Origin of the sequence: Pseudomonas sp. WOUb67 (assembly GCF_050058005.1) — a bacterium.
Lineage (GTDB): Bacteria > Pseudomonadota > Gammaproteobacteria > Pseudomonadales > Pseudomonadaceae > Aquipseudomonas > Aquipseudomonas putida_R.
Window position 1 is genome coordinate 5,898,734 of the sequence record NZ_CP170112.1, and the last position, 19,602, is coordinate 5,918,335.

Consider the following 19,602-nt stretch of genomic DNA (forward strand, 5'->3'; position numbering starts at 1 on the left):
GGCAAGCCAGCTCCCACAGGTACCGCACAAGGCTCAAGTACTGTGCAGTACCTGTGGGAGCGGGTTTACCCGCGAAGAGGCCAGTACAGACAATTCAAAGCTCACAGGTATAAAAAAGGCGACCCGAGGGTCGCCTTCTTGTAGCAGCCTGCGCCTTACTTCTCGACGAAGGCACGCTCGATCAGGTAGTCACCCGGCTCGCGCATGCGGGCGGAGACTTTCAGGCCGAAGCTGTCCAGCACTTCGCTGGTCTCGTCGAGCATGCTCGGGCTGCCGCAGATCATCGCACGGTCGTCCTGCGGGTTGATCGGTGGCAGGCCGATGTCGCTGAACAGCTTGCCGCTGCGCATCAGGTCGGTCAGGCGGCCCTGGTTCTCGAACGGCTCGCGGGTCACGGTCGGGTAGTAGATCAGCTTGTCGCGGACCGACTCACCGAAGAACTCGTTCTGCGGCAGGTGCTCGGTGATGAACTCGCGGTAGGCCACTTCGTTCACGTAACGCACGCCGTGCACCAGGATCACTTTTTCGAAGCGCTCGTAGGTTTCCGGGTCCTGGATGACGCTCATGAACGGCGCCAGGCCAGTGCCGGTGCTCAGCAGGTACAGGTGCTTGCCCGGGTTCAGGTCGTCGAGTACCAGGGTACCGGTAGGCTTCTTGCTGATGATGATCTCATCGCCTTCCTTCAGGTGCTGCAGCTGCGAGGTCAGCGGGCCGTCCGGCACCTTGATGCTGAAGAACTCCAGGTGCTCTTCCCAGTTCGGCGAGGCGATGGAATAGGCACGCATGAGCGGACGGCCGCTTTCCTGCTGCAGGCCGATCATCACGAACTGACCGTTCTCGAAGCGCAGCCCCGGGTCGCGGGTGCACTTGAAGCTGAACAGGGTGTCGTTCCAGTGGTGCACACTGAGGACACGTTCGTGGTTCATGTTGCTCATCGATGGGGCTCCTGAAGAAAAACGCGGCGCGCAAAACGCGCAGTTGCGCGATAGTTTAGGGGCAGCGACAATATCTGTTAACTGGATTATCAAGATATGTGTTATCGGTTATATCGATATGCGATTCACACTCCGTCAACTGCAAGTCTTCGTCGCCGTCGCACAGCACCAAAGCGTCTCTCGGGCCGCTAGCCTGCTGGCGTTGTCGCAGTCGGCCGCCAGTACTTCCATCACCGAACTGGAGCGGCAATCGAGCTGCCAGCTGTTCGACCGTGCCGGTAAGCGCCTGGCGCTCAACGCCCTGGGCCATCAACTGTTGCCACAGGCGGTGGCCCTGCTCGACCAGGCCAAGGAAATCGAAGACCTGCTCAACGGCAAGTCCGGTTTCGGTTCGCTGGCGGTCGGCGCCACACTGACCATTGGCAACTACCTGGCCACCCTGCTGATTGGCAGCTTCATGCAGACCCACCCGGAAAGCCAGGTCAAGCTGCATGTACAGAACACAGTGCATATCGTGCAACAGGTCGCGCACTACGAAATTGATCTGGGTCTAATCGAAGGTGATTGCAACCACCCCGACCTTGAAGTGCAGCCGTGGGTCGAAGACGAACTGGTGGTGTTCTGCGCGCCGCAGCATCCACTGGCCAAACCGGGCCGGGCCGATATCGAAAGCCTGTCGCAAGAGGCGTGGATATTACGCGAGCAAGGCTCGGGCACGCGCCTGACCTTCGACCAGGCCATGCGCCATCATCGCGCCAACCTCAACATCCGCCTGGAGCTGGAACACACCGAAGCGATCAAACGCGCGGTTGAGTCGGGCCTGGGGATTGGCTGCATTTCACGCCTGGCCCTGCGTGATGCCTTCCGCCGGGGCAGCCTGGTACCGGTAGAAACGCCGGAACTGGACCTGATGCGCCAGTTCTATTTCATCTGGCACAAACAGAAATACCAGACCTCGGCCATGCGCGAGTTTCTCGAACTGTGCCGCAACTTCACTGCGGGCTATACCCGCAGTGATGAAATCGTACTGCCGCCGATCGCTTAAAGCAGGATCACGCCCCACACCAGCGCCACCATGGTCAGTGCCACCAGTTGCGCGGCGCTGCCCATGTCCTTGGCGTTTTTCGACAGCGGGTGGCGCTCCAGCGAGATGCGGTCGATGGCCGCCTCCACTGCCGAGTTGAACAGCTCGACGATCAGCCCCAACAGGCACACCGCGATCATGATCGCCCGCTCAGCACGGCTGACCGGCAGCCAGAAAGCGATCGGGATCAGCAGCACGTTGAGCAGCACCAGCTGGCGGAATGCGGCCTCACCCTTGAAGGCGGCGCGCAGGCCGTCCAGCGAATAGCCGGCGGCGTTGAAGATGCGTTTCAGGCCGGTCTGGCCCTTGAATGGCGATGTCATGTGAGTCACTTCACAACTGAAAGGCCAGCAGACTAGACCGGCACGGGTCAAAAAAGCGTGAAGCCACGCGCAGTCAGTTGCTGGCAACCGATTCAAGTTGTTGCAGCAGCAGCGCGGCCTGGGTGCGGGTACGCACGCCCAGCTTGCGGAAGATCGCCGTCACGTGGGCCTTGATGGTGGCCTCGGAGACACTCAGCTCATACGCAATCTGCTTGTTCAGCAGGCCTTCGCAGACCATGGTCAGTACCCGAAACTGCTGCGGCGTCAGGCTTGCAAGGCCTTCACTGGCGGCCTTGGCCTCGGCCGAGACATCAACCTTTTCGAACGCCTGCGGCGGCCACCAGACCTCGCCATCGAGCACCTTGCGCACGGCATCCTGGATCACTTCCAGGGTGCTGGACTTGGGAATGAAGCCACTGGCGCCAAATTCGCGGGATTTGACCACCACCGCGGCCTCTTCCTGCGCCGACACCATCACCACGGGGATCTGCGGGTATTGCCCGCGCAGCAGTACCAGCCCGGAAAAACCATAAGCACCCGGCATGTTCAAGTCCAGCAGCACCAGGTCCCAGTCGGCTTTTTCGCTCAGGCGGGTTTCCAGTTCGGCAATGCTCGCGACTTCGACCAGGCGCACATCCGGACCCAGGCCGAGGGTAACGGCCTGGCGCAGGGCGCCACGAAACAACGGGTGGTCATCGGCAATCAGGATTTCGTAAGTGGCCATCGATCTAAGGATCCTGTTCTATGCCAGGCGCTCGGGGGTAGGAGAAGCGCCCGGCGGGGAATCGGCGCCAAGGATGCCGAGCACGGTCAAGGGTGGTCAAGCCATTCGCCCTGCCGCCTCGCCCACCCTGGCTGCCAGCCCCGTCATTATGAACCAAAGCAGGGGTTATGCCCCTTGGACTATAGGAAGGTATGCAAACGCTGGTGGGTGTCGTCCTGATCGTCCAGCGGCAGGCGCCGCTTGCCGCTCAGATAATGCAGGCTGAACACATCCAGGTAGGCATCCAGTGCCTGCGAGGCCTGGCTGTCGCCGGCCAGGTCCAGGCACATGGCTGCGACTTCTGCCGTGCAGAAGTGATCGTCGCGCTTGGACCGCCGCAGGCGGTAGCGCGACATCTGCTCGGCCTGCAGGCTCAGCACCGGGAAGCGGTCCAGGTACGGGCTTTTGCGGAACATCTTGCGGGCTTCGGTCCAGGTGGCATCCAGCAGGATGAACAGCGGGCGCTTGCCCGGCTCGCGCACCACCTCGCTGACCACCCGCTGCTCGGCCACGAATTCACCGGGGAAGACGATGTAGGGCTGCCAGCAAGGGTCGTCGAGCAAGGCCAGCAAGCGTTCGTCGACCGAGGTGCGCAGCCAGCCGAAGGCCGAGGTGTCTTCGATCAGGTCGGCAATCAGCCAGCCGGTGTTGGTGGGCTTCAACGGCTCGGTGTCATGCATCAGCAGGCACACGCCAGACTCGGCCTGCACCCGAGGCTTCCAGGCACACAGGCAATGGGTGGCGATGACCCGGCAATCCGCGCAACGCTCGGCACGCGAGCCACGGGCGATGAAAGGCTTGTTGCTGCGGGCCAGGCGTTCGGCGCGCAGCCGCGCTACCGCGTGGCTCATGCCGGCAGGCCTCTGGACAGGTAGGAAATGAACACAAGGATGACTCGGAAAAAACAAGGCGCCCAGTTTACCAGAACAGGGGCCATTTACTGTGCAGCTGGCAAGGTGCCCCTTATAATCGACGCTTACCGTGCCCGAACCTCGCGCTCGCGCGACTTTCACGGAACGCCGTCGACCGGCGCATGTCAAAGCGCCAGTCATCGAACCAGGAGAGATTCATGCTGCGCCTTATCGTCCCCGCCCTGAGCCTGCTACTCGCTCTGCCCCTGGCAGCCCAGGCAGCCTCCAAGCAGGAATACGACCTGAACACGACATTGCAGAAGGTCGCCAAAGAAAGCAGCGTCGGCACCCCACGCGCCATCAACGAGGACATCCTCGACCAAGGCTACACCGTGGAAGGCAAGGCGCTGGTCAACCACCTCAGCGTACGCCAGAGCCACGCCGAGCGCATGCAGGCCAATCCTGCGCAGGTCCGCAGCCAGCTGGGCGACAGCGTGTGCCGCAACAGCGGCTTTCGCAACCTGATGTCCAAGGGCGCGGTCATGGTCTACCGTTTCACGGTGTACAAGACCAACCAGCCGATCATGGACCAGGCCTTCGACAGTGCCAGCTGCGTGGCCGGCAACAAGAAGAAGTAACAGCAGCTGTTCAAGCTACACCTTCACGTCCTCGCGGGCGCGCCAGCGCCCTTCGGCCGCATCGGCGCGCATCTCGGCCAATAACGCCTGCAAGTAACGCGACTGGCACTCCAGCCCCGCCAACCTGCGACAGCACTCGTCCTCAAGGCTCACGTGATGCACCTGAGCCGCACTCTCCAGCTGCTGGTAAAGCTGCCGGTCCACCTCGATGATCAAGCGATGCATACCGCCACCTCCTGCATCGATACGTTTCGCTTTACCAGTTAACCAAACCCCTGCTGGCGGTGGCCACATACCGACGGGCGGCTGCGCCAAACAGCCCGGCACGATCACGCGCGAGGGTCTAGATTGAGGTCAGAGGTATTGGTGCAGAAGGAGACGTTGCATGCCTTACCAAGCGAATGAACTGCTGTTCAGCCACTTCCGTGACAACAATATCGACCTGAGCAACATCGACGCACAACTTCAACTGGTAGCCCCCGACAGCCCCAACTTGCCGCTGTACCGCGACATGATGCTGACCATCCTGCGCATGGCCCATGACGACAGCGACCGCTGGAGCGCCAAGATCACCCTGCAGGCGCTGCGCGAACTGGACCAATCGTTCCGCACCCTGCAGCGCTACAAGGGCCGGCGCAAAGTGACCGTGTTCGGCTCGGCACGCACCCCGCTGGAGCACCCGATGTACGCCCTGGCCCGCGAGCTGGGCGCTACCCTGGCCCGCTCCGACCTGATGGTCATCACCGGCGCCGGCGGCGGCATCATGGCCGCCGCCCACGAAGGCGCTGGCAGCGACCACAGCCTGGGTTTCAACATCACCCTGCCCTTCGAGCAACATGCCAACCCCACCGTGGGCGGCACCGACAAGCTGCTGCCCTTCCATTTCTTCTTTATCCGCAAGCTGTTCTTCGTCAAGGAAGCTGATGGCCTGGTGCTGTGCCCGGGCGGCTTCGGCACCCTGGATGAAGCGCTCGAAGTGCTGACGCTGATCCAGACCGGCAAGAGCCCCTTGGTGCCGGTGGTGCTGCTGGACTCGCCCGGCGGCAGCTTCTGGCGCGACTGCCTGGACTTCATCAGCCGCCAGTTGGAAGAAAACCGCTACATCCTGCCCAGCGACCTGAAGCTGGTGCGCCTGGTGCACAGTGCCGATGAGGCGGTGGAGGAAATCAACCAGTTCTACAGCAACTACCACTCCAGCCGCTGGCTGAAGAACCAGTTCGTGATCCGCATGCACCACCCGCTCAGCGAAGCAGCGCTGTTTGATATTCAGGAAGGCTTTGCCGACTTGCGCCTGAGTGGCAAGTATCACCAGCAAGCGGATAGCAGTGCCGAACATGAAGTGGGCAACTTCAACCACCTGACCCGGCTGTCATTTGCCTTCAATGGCCGCGACCAGGGCCGGCTGCGTGAACTGGTGGACTTCATCAACCTGTCGGAGAACTGGGCGAAACCGCAACCCATGCATACCACGCAGCGAGCCAGGGAGGCGTTGAAGGTCAGTTGACGCCATTTTTAGGAGCAACTGTCTTAATCAAAATCCAAGCGTTTGCGCGATCACTGTGGGAGCGTGCTCGCCCGCGAACACCGGCGAAGCCGGTGCCATCCACCGCGCTGGGTTCTTCGCGGGTGAACCCGCTCCCACTGGCACCGCGCGGGCTTCAGGCTTATGCAGCACCTGTGGGAACAACTGCCTTGATCAAAATCCAAGCGTTTGCGCGATCACTGTGGGAGCGGGCTCGCCCGCGAACACCGGCGAAGCCGGTGCCATCCACCGCGCTGGGTTCTTCGCGGGTGAACCCGCTCCCACTGGCACCGCGCGGGCTTCAGGCTTATGCAGTACCTGTGGGAACAACTGCCTTGATCAAAATCCAAGCGTTTGCGCGATCACTGTGGGAGCGTGCTCGCCCGCGAACACCGGCGAAGCCGGTGCCATCAACCGCGCTGGGTTCTTCGCGGGCATGCCCGCTCCCACAGGCACCGCACGGGCTTCAGGCTTATGCAGCACCTGTGGGAACAACTGCCTTGATCAAAATCCAAGCGTTTGCGCGATCACTGTGGGAGCGTGCTCGCCCGCGAACACCGGCGAAGCCGGTGCCATCCAACGCGCTGGGTTCTTCGCGGGCATGCCCGCTCCCACAGGCACCGCACGGGCTTCAGGCTTATGCAGCACCTGTGGGAACAACTGCCTTGATCAAAATCCAAGCGTTTGCGCGATCACTGTGGGAGCGTGCTCGCCCGCGAACACCGACGAAGCCGATGCCATCAACCGCGCTGGGTTCTTCGCGGGTGAACCCGCTCCCACAGGACCGCGCAGGCTTCAGGCTTATGCAGTACCTGTGGGAGCGGCTTTAGCCGCGAACACCGGCGAAGCCGGTGCCATCCAACGCGCAGGATTTTTCGCGGGCTCGCCCGCTCCCACAAGGATTGCGTCAGCTTTTAGATTTCAGGTCGGCGTTTGACCATAGGCGGTCGCGTAGCACTGCAGATCTGGTGGTCAGTAATCGTCGAGATCACGCCCACTGAGCAGGCGGCCGATCATGTCCATGGGGAAGCCCCGGTAAGCCAGAAACCGGGTTTGCTGGGCACGGCTGCGCGGATCCTGCGGGCACTGCCCGGCAAACTTGCGCTGCCACACGTCACGCATGCGCTCGCGCCAATCCACCTCGCTCTCGCGCAATGCCTGCTCGATATCAGCACGCGCCAGACCACGCTGGCCCAGCTCTTCGCGAATACGCGAAGGGCCATAGCCAGCGCTGGAACGGTACCTGATGAAGCTTTCGAGGTAGCGGGCTTCGCAAAGCAGCCCTTCTTCGGCGAGCCGGTCGAGTTCAGGCTCGATCAGCTCATCCGAAGCGCCGCGCTGACGCAATTTGCGCGTCAGCTCGACGCGACCGTGCTCACGTCGCGCGAGCAGGTCCATGGCTGTCCGCCGAATGGCGACGGGGGTGTCGAGTACGGCGGACATGTTGGCTATCTACCGCTCAATCAATAACCGGCTTCGGCGTCAGCCACATCGTCGGCGCTGGCATCAACGGCGGCAGCCTTGTTGGCTTCAGCGGCAGCACCAGCTTTCAGCAGCTTTTCACGGATCTGCTTCTCGATCTCGGTACCAATAGCCGGGTTCTCGGCCAGGTATTTGGCAGCGTTGGCTTTGCCCTGACCGATCTTGTTGCCCTGGTAAGCGTACCAGGCACCCGACTTCTCGATCAGGCCTTGGGACACACCCAGGTCAATGATCTCGCCGTTACGGTAAATACCTTTGCCGTACAGAATCTGGAACTCGGCCTGACGGAACGGCGGCGACACCTTGTTCTTGACGATCTTGACGCGGGTTTCGCTACCGACCACCTCGTCGCCTTCCTTGACCGCACCGGTACGGCGGATGTCCAGACGCACCGAGGCGTAGAACTTCAGGGCGTTACCACCGGTGGTGGTTTCCGGGCTGCCGAACATCACGCCGATCTTCATACGGATCTGGTTGATGAAGATGACCAGGCAGTTGGCGTTCTTGATGTTACCGGTGATCTTGCGCAGCGCCTGGGACATCAGGCGAGCCTGCAGGCCCACGTGCATGTCACCCATTTCGCCTTCGATCTCGGCCTTGGGTACCAGCGCGGCCACGGAGTCGACGATGATCACGTCAACGGCGTTGGAGCGCACCAGCATGTCGGTGATTTCCAGGGCCTGTTCGCCGGTGTCCGGCTGCGAGACCAGCAGGTCGTCGACGTTGACGCCCAGCTTGCCGGCGTACTCAGGGTCGAGGGCGTGTTCGGCGTCGACGAAGGCGCAGGTGGCACCGCTTTTCTGGGCTTCGGCGATGACCGATAGGGTCAGCGTGGTCTTACCCGACGATTCCGGGCCATAGATCTCGACGATACGGCCTTTTGGCAGGCCGCCGATGCCGAGGGCAATATCCAGGCCCAGGGAGCCGGTGGAGATGGCCGGAATACCTTGACGCTCCTGGTCACCCATGCGCATGACCGCGCCTTTGCCGAATTGGCGTTCGATCTGACCCAGGGCCGCAGCCAAGGCGCGCTTCTTGTTGTCGTCCATTGAAATCCTCACGTGTTCGACTTGGCCCTGATGGCCGGAATACCTGTATAAGTAGCCAGTATTATTCCACAGGCAGGCGCCCGCGCAAACCCCTGTCGTCGATTTACTCGGCACCAAGCTGTAACAAGCCGTCTAACGCGGCGCTCACCGTTTGTCGGCGCACCGCTTCGCGGTCACCGTCGAACTGGCGGCGCTCGCTGAACACCCGGTTGCCGTCACCCCAGGCCAGCCACACGGTACCGACCGGTTTGGCTGGCGAACCGCCGTCCGGCCCGGCCACACCGCTTACCGCCACGGCAAAGCGCGCGCCGCTGGCGGCCTGGGCCCCGCGGACCATGGCTTCGACCACTTCCTGGCTGACCGCGCCCACTTCGCCGAACAAGGCCTCGGGCACACCCAGCAGGCGGTTTTTCTGGGCGTTGGAATAGGTCACATAGCCAACCTCGAACCAGGCCGAGCTGCCAGGTATGCGGGTGATGGCTTCGGCAATGCCACCGCCGGTGCAGGATTCGGCGGTGGTCACCTGTGCATTGAAACGGCGCAGGTGTTCACCCAGACGGGTGGCAAGCGTGGTAATCGGGTCCATGTCGGGCTCCTGGAAGGCTGCCCTCTACCCTATCACCCTGTCGCGGCCGCTGGCTCAGGAAACCTTCAGGCTGTCCCGGGCAATTTCGCTGAACGCACGCTCGTCACGCCGCCCCAGGCGCGGCAGCCCTGCCGGCCATTCCTGGCTCCAGTCGAAATCACCTTGCTTGCGCATGTCTTCAATCGCCGAGCGCCACCAGATCACCTTGCAGGCACGCTGGTAGTCGTCGCCGCTCATCACACTGCCATACAGCAGCTTGCGGCCGATGCCGCGCAGCTCCCGCGGCACACGCTTGAGGCTCCACTTCACCGAAAGCCGCGCCAGCCACGAAGGTACAGGGCGATGTGCCGGCACCTTGAGGGCCAGGCTCGGCATCTGTGGATGGAAGCCTTCGCCGTGCCTGGCGAAGAAGATTTCCAGGATGGCATGCACGTACTGCTTCATCGCGAAGTAATGGCTGATCACGCCGCGCGCCTCATTGACTTGCGCGCCGTGCAGCTCAAAGGAAAAGGCGATCTGTTCGATGGTGTGCAGGTCATCGCTATAGGGGGTCCAGGCATCGATGCGCGGAATGGCGCGCTCGGCAATGCCGACATTGCAGCGGGTGAAGCCCATGACACCGCTGTTGCACAGGCGCAAATCGTCGGTCGGCGCATGTCCAGCCTCGGCGAGCCCCGCACTGAAGCGAAGGTAGTCGCTGCTGCGCGAAGCCTCGGCCCAGCTCGTTTCCACTTCGTCGACCAGGAACTGCCCGGTATCGACCTGGCTGAACAGCTTCAGCGGCGATTGCAGGAACACCGTATCGGTATCGATGAACACGGTCTTGTCCGCCCACTGCCCTGCCAGGGCAATGGCGCAGGCCTTGCGCCGGTGGGTGTAGCCGCCGTCACCGGTCCACGCCTGCAGGGTCTGCTCGTCCAGGGTGATCACTTCCACCGGCCATCCGACAAAGGCCTGCGGCTGGTCGGTGAGTATGCGGATCACCGGCAGCTCTGCCGGTTTGCAGCGCGCCACGGCGGTGAGGATGCTGAGCTTGGCCTCCAGCTGATAGATCCGGCGCTCGCCGTACAGGAGGTAGATCAGCTGTTGTTTGACATGAGGGACAGGGCTGGACACATTCATCGTGCAGGTCACGGCTAGAAGCGTTCGTCGAGGGCCGCGCATTCTAGAGGGTAACGCGGCGCAGCTCCACCATTGCCCGCCAGGCTGCGCGCACATACCCCGAAGCCTGCGCCTGCATCGCAACAAAAAAGCCTGTACCATTGCGGGTTTACCATCGCCAACCAGATCACCCGCTGTAAGGCCCTGAATGTCAGATCTTTCCGCACACACACCGATGATGCAGCAGTACTGGAAGCTGAAGAACCAGCACCCGGACCAGCTGATGTTCTACCGCATGGGCGACTTCTACGAAATCTTCTACGAAGATGCGAAGAAGGCCGCGAAACTGCTGGACATCACCCTGACCGCGCGCGGCCAGTCGGCCGGCCAGTCCATCCCCATGTGCGGGATTCCGTTCCATTCGCTGGAAGGCTACCTGGCCAAGCTGGTCAAGCTGGGCGAATCGGTGGTGATCTGCGAACAGATTGGCGACCCGGCCACCAGCAAGGGCCCGGTGGAGCGCCAGGTGGTGCGTATCATCACCCCTGGCACGGTCAGCGACGAGGCGCTGCTCGACGAGCGTCGCGACAACCTGATTGCCGCGCTGCTGGGTGACGAACGCCTGTTCGGCCTGGCCGTGCTGGACATCACCAGCGGCAACTTCAGCGTGCAGGAAATCAAAGGCTGGGAGAACCTGCTGGCCGAGCTTGAGCGCCTAAACCCGGTCGAGCTGCTGATCCCTGACGACTGGCCACGCGACCTGCCCGCCGAAAAACGCCCGGGCGCCCGCCGCCGGGCGCCGTGGGACTTCGACCGCGATTCGGCACGCAAGGCCCTGTGCCAGCAGTTCGCGACCAAGGACCTCAAGGGCTTTGGCTGCGACAAGCTGACCCTGGCCATCGGCGCCGCCGGCTGCCTGCTGACCTACGCCAAGGAAACCCAGCGCACCGCCCTGCCGCACCTGCGCAGCCTGCGCCACGAGCGCCTGGACGACACGGTCATCCTCGATGGCGCCAGCCGTCGCAACCTGGAGCTGGACGTCAACCTGGCGGGTGGGCGTGACAACACCCTGCAATCGGTGGTCGACCGCTGCCAGACTGCCATGGCCAGCCGCTTGCTGAGCCGGTGGCTGAACCGACCGTTGCGCGACCTCAAGGTGCTGCAGGCACGCCAGGATTCGATCCGCTGCCTGCTCGACAGCTACAGCTTCGAGAAGCTGCAGCCGCAGCTGAAAGAAATTGGCGACATCGAGCGGATCCTCGCCCGAATCGGCCTGCGCAATGCCCGCCCACGCGACCTGGCGCGCCTGCGCGATGCATTGGGTGCCTTGCCCGAACTGCAGAACGCCATGACCGAACTGGAGGCGCCGCACCTTGCGCGCCTGGCGGCCATTACCGGCACCTATCCGGAGCTGGCCAGCCTGCTGGAGCGGGCGATCATCGACAACCCACCAGCGGTGATCCGCGACGGCGGCGTGCTCAAGACCGGCTATGACAACGAGCTGGACGAGCTGCTGGCGATCAGCGAGAACGCCGGCCAGTTCCTGATCGACCTGGAAGCCCGGGAAAAGGCCCGCACCGGCCTTGCCAACCTCAAGGTCGGCTACAACCGGGTGCACGGCTACTTCATCGAGCTGCCGACCAAGCAGGCCGAGCAGGCGCCGGGCGACTACATCCGCCGTCAGACCCTCAAGGGCGCCGAGCGCTTCATCACCCCCGAGCTGAAAGTGTTCGAGGACAAGGCGCTGTCGGCCAAGAGCCGCGCCCTGGCCCGCGAGAAGATGCTCTACGACGCCTTGCTGGAAACCCTGATCAGCCACCTGGCGCCGCTGCAGGACAGCGCCGCCGCCCTGGCCGAACTGGATGTGCTCAGCAACCTGGCCGAACGTGCGCTGAACCTCGACCTGAACTGCCCGCGCTTCGTCGACGAGCCGTGCCTGCGCATCGAGCAAGGCCGCCACCCGGTCGTGGAGCAGGTACTGACCACGCCGTTCGTGGCCAACGACCTGGGCCTGGACAACAGCACCCGCATGCTGATCATCACCGGCCCGAACATGGGCGGTAAATCCACCTACATGCGCCAGACCGCCCTGATCGTGCTGCTGGCGCACATCGGCAGCTTCGTGCCGGCAGCCAGCTGCGAACTGTCGCTGGTCGACCGCATCTTCACCCGCATCGGCTCCAGCGACGACCTGGCCGGCGGGCGCTCGACCTTCATGGTCGAGATGAGCGAAACCGCCAACATCCTGCACAACGCGACCGACCGCAGCCTGGTGCTGATGGACGAAGTGGGCCGCGGCACCAGTACCTTCGACGGCCTGTCGCTGGCGTGGGCTGCCGCCGAGCGCCTGGCCCAGTTGCGCGCCTATACCCTGTTCGCCACCCACTACTTCGAGCTCACCGTGCTGCCCGAAAGTGAGCCGCTGGTGGCCAACGTGCACCTGAATGCCACCGAGCACAACGAGCGTATCGTGTTCCTGCACCATGTGCTGCCTGGCCCTGCCAGCCAGAGCTACGGGCTGGCCGTGGCGCAACTGGCCGGTGTGCCGGGGGTGGTGATCCAGCGTGCTCGCGAACACCTGGCGCGCCTGGAAACCACCAGCCTGCCGCATGAACAAACCCCGGCCGAAAAGGCCAGGGATGTGCCACAGGTGCCGCACCAGAGCGATCTGTTCGCCAGCCTGCCACACCCGGCCATCGAGAAGCTGGGCAAGCTGCAACTGGACGACATGACCCCGCGCCAAGCTATCGAAATGCTATATCAACTAAAGAACCTGTTATAACGGCGCCCACTACAAGCTGGTAGAATCCGCCGCGGTTTGCTGGTGCTGCAGGTTATTAGCCTGGCCTGCAGCCACATACCTGTAAACCGCGCGGCCCTGAGAGGAAGGGCCGCCGCCGTCGCCTGAGGAGAGAATTAGAAATGACCTTCGTCGTCACCGACAACTGCATCAAATGCAAATACACCGACTGCGTGGAAGTCTGTCCGGTGGACTGCTTCTACGAAGGCCCGAACTTCCTGGTCATCCACCCGGACGAGTGCATCGACTGCGCCCTGTGCGAACCGGAATGCCCGGCGCAAGCCATCTTCTCGGAAGACGAAATCCCTGCCGGGATGGAGAACTTCATCGAGCTGAACGCCGAACTGGCGGAAGTCTGGCCAAACATCACCGAGCGTAAGGATGCCCTGCCTGACGCTGAAGAGTGGGACGGCAAGACTGGCAAGATTGCAGACCTGGAGCGCTGATAGCGCCCGGACACGAAAAAGGCCCCTCGGGGCCTTTTTTGTTTTTCTACGGGCAAAAAAAAGGGGCGGTTTGACCCGCCCACATTTTTTTCCGTAGTCCCTGCTTGTCCCTGACATCATCCTGATGAAATCGCTTCTTGCGACGTCCCTGGCCTTCGTCCTGAAAGCCTGTGCATGTCCCTGTGCACAGTTCGAATACTAGCGGGTTGAGCCGGGCGGGCAAGCGCGATACCTCACAAGGTATTGCAGGGGACACATTTCCTCACAGCCGAATAAATCATGTTTTTCAATGGGTTGTAAAAATACAAAGACTGAAAACGACAATGATTTACTGCGACATGCATAGATAGCTTACAAAACAAGTAAGAAAAGGCTTACACGCAATGTTACTGAGGTGGCGCCATACATGTGGGGCTGCTTTGCAGCCCATTCGCAGCACAAGGCTGCTCCTACAAAAGACCGTGATTGCCTGCATGATCGCGTATCCCTGTAGGAGCAGCCTTGTGCTGCGAATGGGGCGCGCAGCGCCCCCCATCATTTTCAAATAACACACACAAAAACGCCCCGAGGTCATCGGGGCGTTTTGTGTGACAGGCGTTCGCTACTGGAACAAAGACTCGCTGGACAGGCCGTTCTTCTCAAGGATCTCGCGTAGGCGCTTGAGCCCCTCTACCTGGATCTGCCGTACCCGCTCCCGGGTCAGGCCGATCTCCAGGCCAACATCTTCCAGGGTGCTGCTCTCATGCCCACGCAGGCCAAAGCGACGCACCACCACCTCACGCTGCTTGTCAGTCAATTCGCCCAGCCACTGGTCGATGCTCTGCGACAGGTCGTCATCCTGCAGCAGTTCGCATGGGTCGGTCGGGCGGTCGTCGGTCAGGGTGTCGAGCAGGGTCTTGTCCGAGTCCGGGCCAAGCGACACATCCACCGAAGACACCCGCTCGTTCAGGCCCAGCATGCGCTTGACCTCGGCGACCGGCTTCTCCAGCAGCGTGGCAATTTCTTCCGGTGAGGGTTCGTGGTCGAGTTTCTGGGTCAGCTCGCGGGCGGCGCGCAGGTACACGTTCAGTTCCTTGACCACGTGGATCGGCAGGCGAATGGTGCGGGTCTGGTTCATGATCGCCCGTTCGATGGTCTGGCGAATCCACCAGGTCGCATAGGTCGAAAAACGGAAACCACGCTCCGGGTCGAACTTCTCGACCGCACGGATCAGCCCCAGGTTGCCCTCCTCGATCAGGTCGAGCAGCGACAGGCCCCGGTTCACGTAACGACGGGCAATTTTTACAACCAGGCGCAGGTTGCTTTCGATCATGCGCTTGCGGCCAGCGGGGTCGCCTTTCTGCGACAGGCGCGCGAAGTGCACTTCCTCTTCTGGCGAAAGCAGCGGCGAGAAGCCGATCTCGTTGAGATACAACTGGGTGGCATCGAGCGCCCGGGTGTAATCGATGTACTTGTGTTGCTTGAGCGAAGAGCCCGACTTGGCCCTCGTCCGAACCGAAGATACAGCAGGTTCGTCTGACACCACATCCGTTTCCAAAACGATGCCCGTCTCCATCAGGAGGACGTCATCGTCGATGTCAAACTCCGGCACTTCTTTACTGAGAGCCATTGTTATAGTCCTTTGCTGAGTTCGAACTCAGACTCGAGCGGCACCTTTATCCCTGGCAGCGCTGGAGCCTGTCCCCTCTACATCACAGGAACAGGCCGGGTACAACGATCAACGGCGTGGCAGGAACTGGAGTGGATCGACGGGTTTGCCCTGGCGGCGAATCTCAAAATGCAGCTTCACCCGATCTGTGCCCGTGGACCCCATTTCAGCAATCGACTGCCCTGCCTTGACCTGCTGCCCCTCCCGAACCAACAGCCTGCGGTTATGACCGTAGGCACTGACGTAGGTATCGCTGTGTTTGATGATGATCAGCTCGCCGTAGCCCCTCAAACCACTCCCGGCGTAAACCACCGCACCATCAGACGCAGCAAAAACAGGCTGTCCCAAATCACCGGCGATATCAATGCCTTTATTCAAACTACCGTTTGAAGCAAATTTTCCAATCAGCACGCCGTTGGCAGGCCAGGTCCAGCCGCCTACCGCGCGCTCCGCAGCGGGCACGGTGGCAACCACCGGCGCGCTGGTGGAAGGGGCCGTCGTGGCCGGTTTGCTGGTGCTGGCAGGCGACGTGGGCGTGCTCCCCACAGGCCGCCGCGTGACCGTGGTGCGGCTCGACGAGGACGGGTTGGACACCACCGTGGTACTGCTGCTTGAACCGCTGCTGAAACGAATCGCCTGGCCCGGGCGGATGGTATAAGGCGCCGGGATGCCGTTGCGTGCGGCCAGTTCCTTGTAGTCCCAGCCATAGCGGAAGGCGATGGAGAACAGCGTGTCACCCGGCTTGACGACGTACTGCCCGGACGTCACCGTCGGGCGCTTGGGCACGGTGTTGTTGCGGTCGACCACCCGCGCGCTGGTGTTACTGGTGCTCGAGCAACCCACCAGAAGCGTGCCCATGGCCAGTGCAATCACCAGAAGCTTGAAACCCGACCCGTCCTTGCGCTGCCGAATGACTGTGTGACCCACCCGCGCTCCCCTCATGGTGCCGAAATACGATATGAAGACAAGAAATGCAATATTGTTGCAATTATAACCAAGCCGGCCGGTAATGGCAGGCTGATGCAAAAGGCTGTTGCAAAGCCACGGTGGGCGCTGCGTGCTAGCGCCTCGCTCCGCCAGATAGACAGGGCGAAGCTGTAAGAATTCGCCGCCGGCGCAAAAATACCGCACGGCTCATATCGGCAGTGACCAGCCCGAGGCAGCGCTCAGGCCAGCGGGCCATTGAGCAGCGGTACGAAGCGCACTGCCCCCAGCACACGGCGGGAGAACCCATGCTCCTCGCGCACGATCAGCATCAGTTGCTGGGTTTCGCCGGCCGGCCCCACCGGGATCACCATGCGGCCACCAGGGGCCAGCTGGTCAAGCAGTGCCTGGGGCACTTCCGGCGCCACTGCCGTGACGATGATGCCGTTGTACGGCGCCAGCGCCGGCCAGCCTTCGCAACCATCGCCCCAGCGGAATACCACGTTGCGCAGGTTCAGCTCCACCAGGCGCTCTTTGGCCCGGTCCTGCAGCACCTTGATACGCTCCACCGAGAATACCCGCTCCACCAGTTGGGCCAGGATCGCCGTCTGATAACCCGAGCCGGTGCCGATCTCCAGCACCTTGTCCAGTGGCCCGGCTTCGAGCAGCAGCTCGCTCATGTGGGCAACCATGAAGGGCTGGGAGATGGTCTGGTTGTGGCCGATCGGCAACGCGGTGTCTTCGTAGGCACGATGCGCCAGTGCTTCGTCGACGAACAGGTGACGCGGAGTACGACGGATCACGTCGAGCACCTTGGTGTTCGACACACCCTCTTCGCACAGGCGCTGGATCAGCCGCTCCCGGGTACGCTGGGAGGTCATGCCGATGCCACGCCGCAGCATATCGTCCTCGCGCATCAGAGCACGCCCTCCAGCCAACCGTCGAGCTGCTCGAAGGCATCATTGAAGGTGCGGTCGAGCTGCAGCGGCGTGATCGAGACGAAGCCTTGCATCACCGCATGGAAGTCGGTGCCAGGGCCGCCATCTTCGGCATCACCGGCCACGGCGATCCAGTAGCCTTCCTTGCCGCGCGGATTGACCACCTTGGTCGGTGCCGCCGCCCTTGCCCGGTGACCGAGGCGGGTGAGCTGGATGCCACGGATGTGCTCCAGCGGCAGGTTGGGGATATTGACGTTGAGCACGGTGCGTGGCGGCAGCACCAGGCGCGACTGCGCCTCGACCAGGCGACGGGCGATGTAGGCCGCCGTCGGCAGGTTGTCCGGCTGACGCGACAACAGCGAAAACGCCAGCGATGTGGTGCCCAGGAAACGGCCTTCCAACGCAGCGGCGACCGTACCGGAGTACAACACGTCATCACCCAGGTTGGCACCGAGGTTGATCCCCGACACGACCATGTCCGGCACCTGCGGCAACAGCCCATTGAGCCCCAGGTGCACACAGTCGGTCGGTGTGCCGTTGAGGCTGATGAAGCCGTTGGCCAGGGTCTGCGGGTGCAGTGGCCGGTCCAGCGTCAGCGAACTGCTGGCGCCGCTCTTGTCTTGATCCGGGGCGATCACCGCGCACTCGGCGTAATCCGCCAGCGCAGCGTGCAGCGCGGCGATGCCGGGTGCGGTAACACCGTCGTCGTTCGAAATCAGAATACGCATGGGCTGTCCGTCTGCCCTGCCGACACCAGATCCACAATTTCGCGCACCACTATGGTGGCGAAGCATCCGGCCGGCAGGACGAATTCCAGTTGCAGGATATCAGGCTCGGGATAATGCCATGTCAGGCCGCCAATAGGGAGCCGCAAAATACGCCGTTCGTGATCCATGCCCGCCTGGGCCAACCACTGGCAAAGTGCCGACTGCCGTGCGCCGACGGCATTTTCCAGCTGCGCAGTGGCGCCGCCTGCAGGCGAACCGCCCTCGCCCCACATCGGGCCGGTCGGGTGCAGGTCGAGAATCGCCAGGCGTGGGTCGGCGCATTCCGCCTCGCCGGCCGGGAAGAAGCTACGGCTGTCGGTGAACGCCAGCAGGTCGCCGACCTGGGCCTGCGCCCAGCTACCTTCAGCGACACGTGCCGCCAGCACCTGGTTGAACAGGTAGCTGCGCCCGGCCGAAAGCAGCCGCGAACGCACGTTGCGCTGCTCGGGTAAGGCTTTGCGCGCGGCCCAGTCGAGGGCGTCATGGACGTTGCCCCCGCCGTGACCGAAGCGCTGGGTGCCGAAATAGTTGGGCACACCGTGCTGCTTGAGCTGTGCCAGGCGTGCATCCACAGCCTGGTGGTCGGCAGCCAGGGCCGTCAGGCGCAGGGTGAAGCCGTTGGCCGAATGCGCGCCACGCTGCAGCTTGCGCTGGTGGCGCACCTGCTTGAGCACGCGCAGGCTGGCGTCTTCAGCGCGCGACAGGTCCGGGTCGGCCTTGCCCGGCAGGTGCAGGCTGAACCACTGACGGGTCAGGGCCTGACGGTCCTTGAGCCCGGCGTAGCTGATCGAACGCACCGGCACGCCTGCGGCGCGCGCCAGGCGGCGGGCGGCCTCTTCGGTGTTCAGGTCACGCTTTTCGACCCACAGCCACAGGTGCTCGCCCTGGCCGGACAGCGGAATGTCCAGCACTTCGTCGACCTGGAAGTCTTCAGCCACCGCCTTGAGGACGGCGGTGCCCAAGGGTTCGCCCGATGCGCACGGGCCCAGCAGTTCCAGTTCGGTCATGCTGGCAGCAGCAGGGCGACCGAATGCACGGCAATCCCCTCCTCACGGCCGGTGAAGCCCAGCTTTTCAGTGGTGGTGGCCTTGACGTTGACCTGGTCGAGTTCGACCTGCAGGTCTTCGGCGATCAGCTGGCGCATGGTCTCGATGTGCGGGGCCATCTTCGGCGCCTGGGCGACGATGGTGGCGTCGACATTGCCGACCTTCCAGCCCTTGGCCTTGACGATGCCGACTACATGGCGCAGCAGCACGCGGCTGTCGGCACCCTTGAACTGTGGGTCGGTGTCGGGGAAGTGCTTGCCGATATCGCCCAGCGCCGCAGCGCCCAGCAAGGCATCGCTCAGGGCGTGCAGCAGCACGTCGCCGTCGGAGTGGGCCAGCAGGCCGTATTTGTGGGGGATACGCACCCCGCCCAGGGTAATGAAATCACCGTCGCAGAAACGGTGCACATCGTAGCCATGGCCAATACGCATAGAAAAACGCCCTGAATGAGTCAGGGCGTGATTCTACCTGCTTTTGAGGCATTGGGCTGGAGGTGATCGCCTTGGGATTTTCAGCGCCTGCAAGATCGAGCGCCGCCCGCGCGGCGCATCGCGAGCTGCGCTCGCTCCTACGTTTGTTTCGGGCCAATTATTCCTGTGAAGTTTGCGCGCGAACGCTTTGGCACATGGCGCGATATCGCGTCGTGCGAACAAGGCGGTCGCGCGCGCCCGTCACAGGCGTTACTGGCCCGAAACAAAC

Annotated in this window: 20 protein-coding genes; 5 read left to right on the top strand and 15 right to left on the bottom strand. The window is 62.7% G+C overall.

Going from position 1 to position 19,602, the window contains the following annotated elements; all coding sequences use genetic code 11:
- Positions 1-155: 155 nt before the first annotated feature.
- On the bottom strand, positions 156-935 hold the full coding sequence (fpr, locus tag ABOC32_RS26070) for a ferredoxin-NADP reductase (RefSeq protein ID WP_016501130.1): 780 nt from the start codon (positions 933-935) through the stop codon (positions 156-158).
- A 118-nt stretch (positions 936-1,053) separates the two neighbouring features.
- On the opposite strand from fpr, the gene finR reads away from it, so the two are divergent.
- Positions 1,054-1,980: a LysR family transcriptional regulator FinR gene (finR, locus tag ABOC32_RS26075; protein WP_016501131.1), complete on the top strand. Its 927-nt coding sequence runs from the start codon at positions 1,054-1,056 to the stop codon at positions 1,978-1,980.
- On the opposite strand, the gene ABOC32_RS26080 is transcribed toward finR, so the two are convergent.
- The 3 genes from ABOC32_RS26080 to ABOC32_RS26090 all read right to left on the bottom strand — a co-directional run bounded on the left by ABOC32_RS26080 (position 1,977) and on the right by ABOC32_RS26090 (position 3,956).
- On the bottom strand, positions 1,977-2,342 hold the full coding sequence (locus ABOC32_RS26080) for a diacylglycerol kinase (RefSeq protein ID WP_010952700.1): 366 nt from the start codon (positions 2,340-2,342) through the stop codon (positions 1,977-1,979). The two genes, finR and ABOC32_RS26080, sit on opposite strands and share 4 nt — an antisense overlap.
- A gap of 73 nt (positions 2,343-2,415) precedes the next feature.
- Positions 2,416-3,066, bottom strand: a complete 651-nt coding sequence (gene erdR / locus ABOC32_RS26085) for a response regulator transcription factor ErdR (RefSeq protein WP_003252375.1) — start codon at positions 3,064-3,066, stop codon at positions 2,416-2,418.
- A gap of 179 nt (positions 3,067-3,245) precedes the next feature.
- A complete protein-coding gene (locus ABOC32_RS26090) occupies positions 3,246-3,956 on the bottom strand; it encodes a tRNA-uridine aminocarboxypropyltransferase (protein ID WP_426809411.1) in 711 nt (236 codons plus the stop codon).
- Between the two features lie 218 nt (positions 3,957-4,174).
- Here ABOC32_RS26090 and ABOC32_RS26095 point away from each other — a divergent pair, with 218 nt between their 5' ends.
- The gene (locus ABOC32_RS26095) at positions 4,175-4,594 is read left to right on the top strand and encodes a quorum-sensing-regulated virulence factor family protein (protein WP_086974717.1); all 420 of its coding nucleotides are present in this window, start codon (positions 4,175-4,177) and stop codon (positions 4,592-4,594) included.
- Positions 4,595-4,609: 15 nt separating this feature from the next.
- On the opposite strand, the gene ABOC32_RS26100 is transcribed toward ABOC32_RS26095, so the two are convergent.
- Entirely contained in the window at positions 4,610-4,819 is a 210-nt protein-coding gene (locus tag ABOC32_RS26100) for a hypothetical protein (protein WP_426809412.1), read from the bottom strand.
- Positions 4,820-4,979: 160 nt separating this feature from the next.
- Between ABOC32_RS26100 and ABOC32_RS26105 the strand changes: the two genes are divergently transcribed.
- Complete coding sequence (locus ABOC32_RS26105) at positions 4,980-6,098, top strand: LOG family protein (RefSeq protein WP_234229695.1); 1,119 nt, start codon at positions 4,980-4,982, stop codon at positions 6,096-6,098.
- Between the two features lie 990 nt (positions 6,099-7,088).
- On the opposite strand, the gene recX is transcribed toward ABOC32_RS26105, so the two are convergent.
- The 4 genes from recX to ABOC32_RS26125 all read right to left on the bottom strand — a co-directional run bounded on the left by recX (position 7,089) and on the right by ABOC32_RS26125 (position 10,355).
- Complete coding sequence (recX, locus tag ABOC32_RS26110) at positions 7,089-7,559, bottom strand: recombination regulator RecX (RefSeq protein WP_426809413.1); 471 nt, start codon at positions 7,557-7,559, stop codon at positions 7,089-7,091.
- Positions 7,560-7,579: 20 nt separating this feature from the next.
- Complete coding sequence (gene recA, locus ABOC32_RS26115) at positions 7,580-8,647, bottom strand: recombinase RecA (RefSeq protein ID WP_016501139.1); 1,068 nt, start codon at positions 8,645-8,647, stop codon at positions 7,580-7,582.
- Between the two features lie 103 nt (positions 8,648-8,750).
- Positions 8,751-9,233 (bottom strand): CinA family protein, encoded by a 483-nt coding sequence (locus ABOC32_RS26120; RefSeq protein WP_426809414.1) that lies wholly within the window; start codon positions 9,231-9,233, stop codon positions 8,751-8,753.
- Between the two features lie 54 nt (positions 9,234-9,287).
- A complete protein-coding gene (locus ABOC32_RS26125; protein WP_426809415.1) occupies positions 9,288-10,355 on the bottom strand; it encodes a hypothetical protein in 1,068 nt (355 codons plus the stop codon).
- Positions 10,356-10,542: 187 nt separating this feature from the next.
- On the opposite strand from ABOC32_RS26125, the gene mutS reads away from it, so the two are divergent.
- The gene (gene mutS / locus ABOC32_RS26130; protein ID WP_426809416.1) at positions 10,543-13,116 is read left to right on the top strand and encodes a DNA mismatch repair protein MutS; all 2,574 of its coding nucleotides are present in this window, start codon (positions 10,543-10,545) and stop codon (positions 13,114-13,116) included.
- Positions 13,117-13,256: 140 nt separating this feature from the next.
- Positions 13,257-13,580 carry a ferredoxin FdxA gene (fdxA, locus tag ABOC32_RS26135; protein ID WP_012270863.1) on the top strand — a complete coding sequence of 108 codons (324 nt, stop codon included), beginning with the start codon at positions 13,257-13,259 and terminating at the stop codon, positions 13,578-13,580.
- Positions 13,581-14,181: 601 nt separating this feature from the next.
- On the opposite strand, the gene rpoS is transcribed toward fdxA, so the two are convergent.
- The 6 genes from rpoS to ispF all read right to left on the bottom strand — a co-directional run bounded on the left by rpoS (position 14,182) and on the right by ispF (position 19,334).
- Entirely contained in the window at positions 14,182-15,189 is a 1,008-nt protein-coding gene (rpoS, locus tag ABOC32_RS26140; RefSeq protein WP_009686059.1) for an RNA polymerase sigma factor RpoS, read from the bottom strand.
- 108 nt (positions 15,190-15,297) lie between these two features.
- Complete coding sequence (locus ABOC32_RS26145; RefSeq protein WP_086974724.1) at positions 15,298-16,155, bottom strand: peptidoglycan DD-metalloendopeptidase family protein; 858 nt, start codon at positions 16,153-16,155, stop codon at positions 15,298-15,300.
- Between the two features lie 239 nt (positions 16,156-16,394).
- Positions 16,395-17,033 carry a protein-L-isoaspartate(D-aspartate) O-methyltransferase gene (locus tag ABOC32_RS26150; protein WP_015269209.1) on the bottom strand — a complete coding sequence of 213 codons (639 nt, stop codon included), beginning with the start codon at positions 17,031-17,033 and terminating at the stop codon, positions 16,395-16,397.
- A 35-nt stretch (positions 17,034-17,068) separates the two neighbouring features.
- The gene (gene surE / locus ABOC32_RS26155) at positions 17,069-17,818 is read right to left on the bottom strand and encodes a 5'/3'-nucleotidase SurE (protein WP_086974726.1); all 750 of its coding nucleotides are present in this window, start codon (positions 17,816-17,818) and stop codon (positions 17,069-17,071) included.
- On the bottom strand, positions 17,806-18,864 hold the full coding sequence (truD, locus tag ABOC32_RS26160; protein WP_426809417.1) for a tRNA pseudouridine(13) synthase TruD: 1,059 nt from the start codon (positions 18,862-18,864) through the stop codon (positions 17,806-17,808). Before truD ends, surE begins: the two co-directional genes overlap by 13 nt.
- Positions 18,861-19,334, bottom strand: a complete 474-nt coding sequence (ispF, locus tag ABOC32_RS26165; protein WP_016501146.1) for a 2-C-methyl-D-erythritol 2,4-cyclodiphosphate synthase — start codon at positions 19,332-19,334, stop codon at positions 18,861-18,863. The genes truD and ispF overlap by 4 nt, the downstream gene beginning before the upstream one ends.
- Between the last annotated feature and the right edge of the window lie 268 nt (positions 19,335-19,602).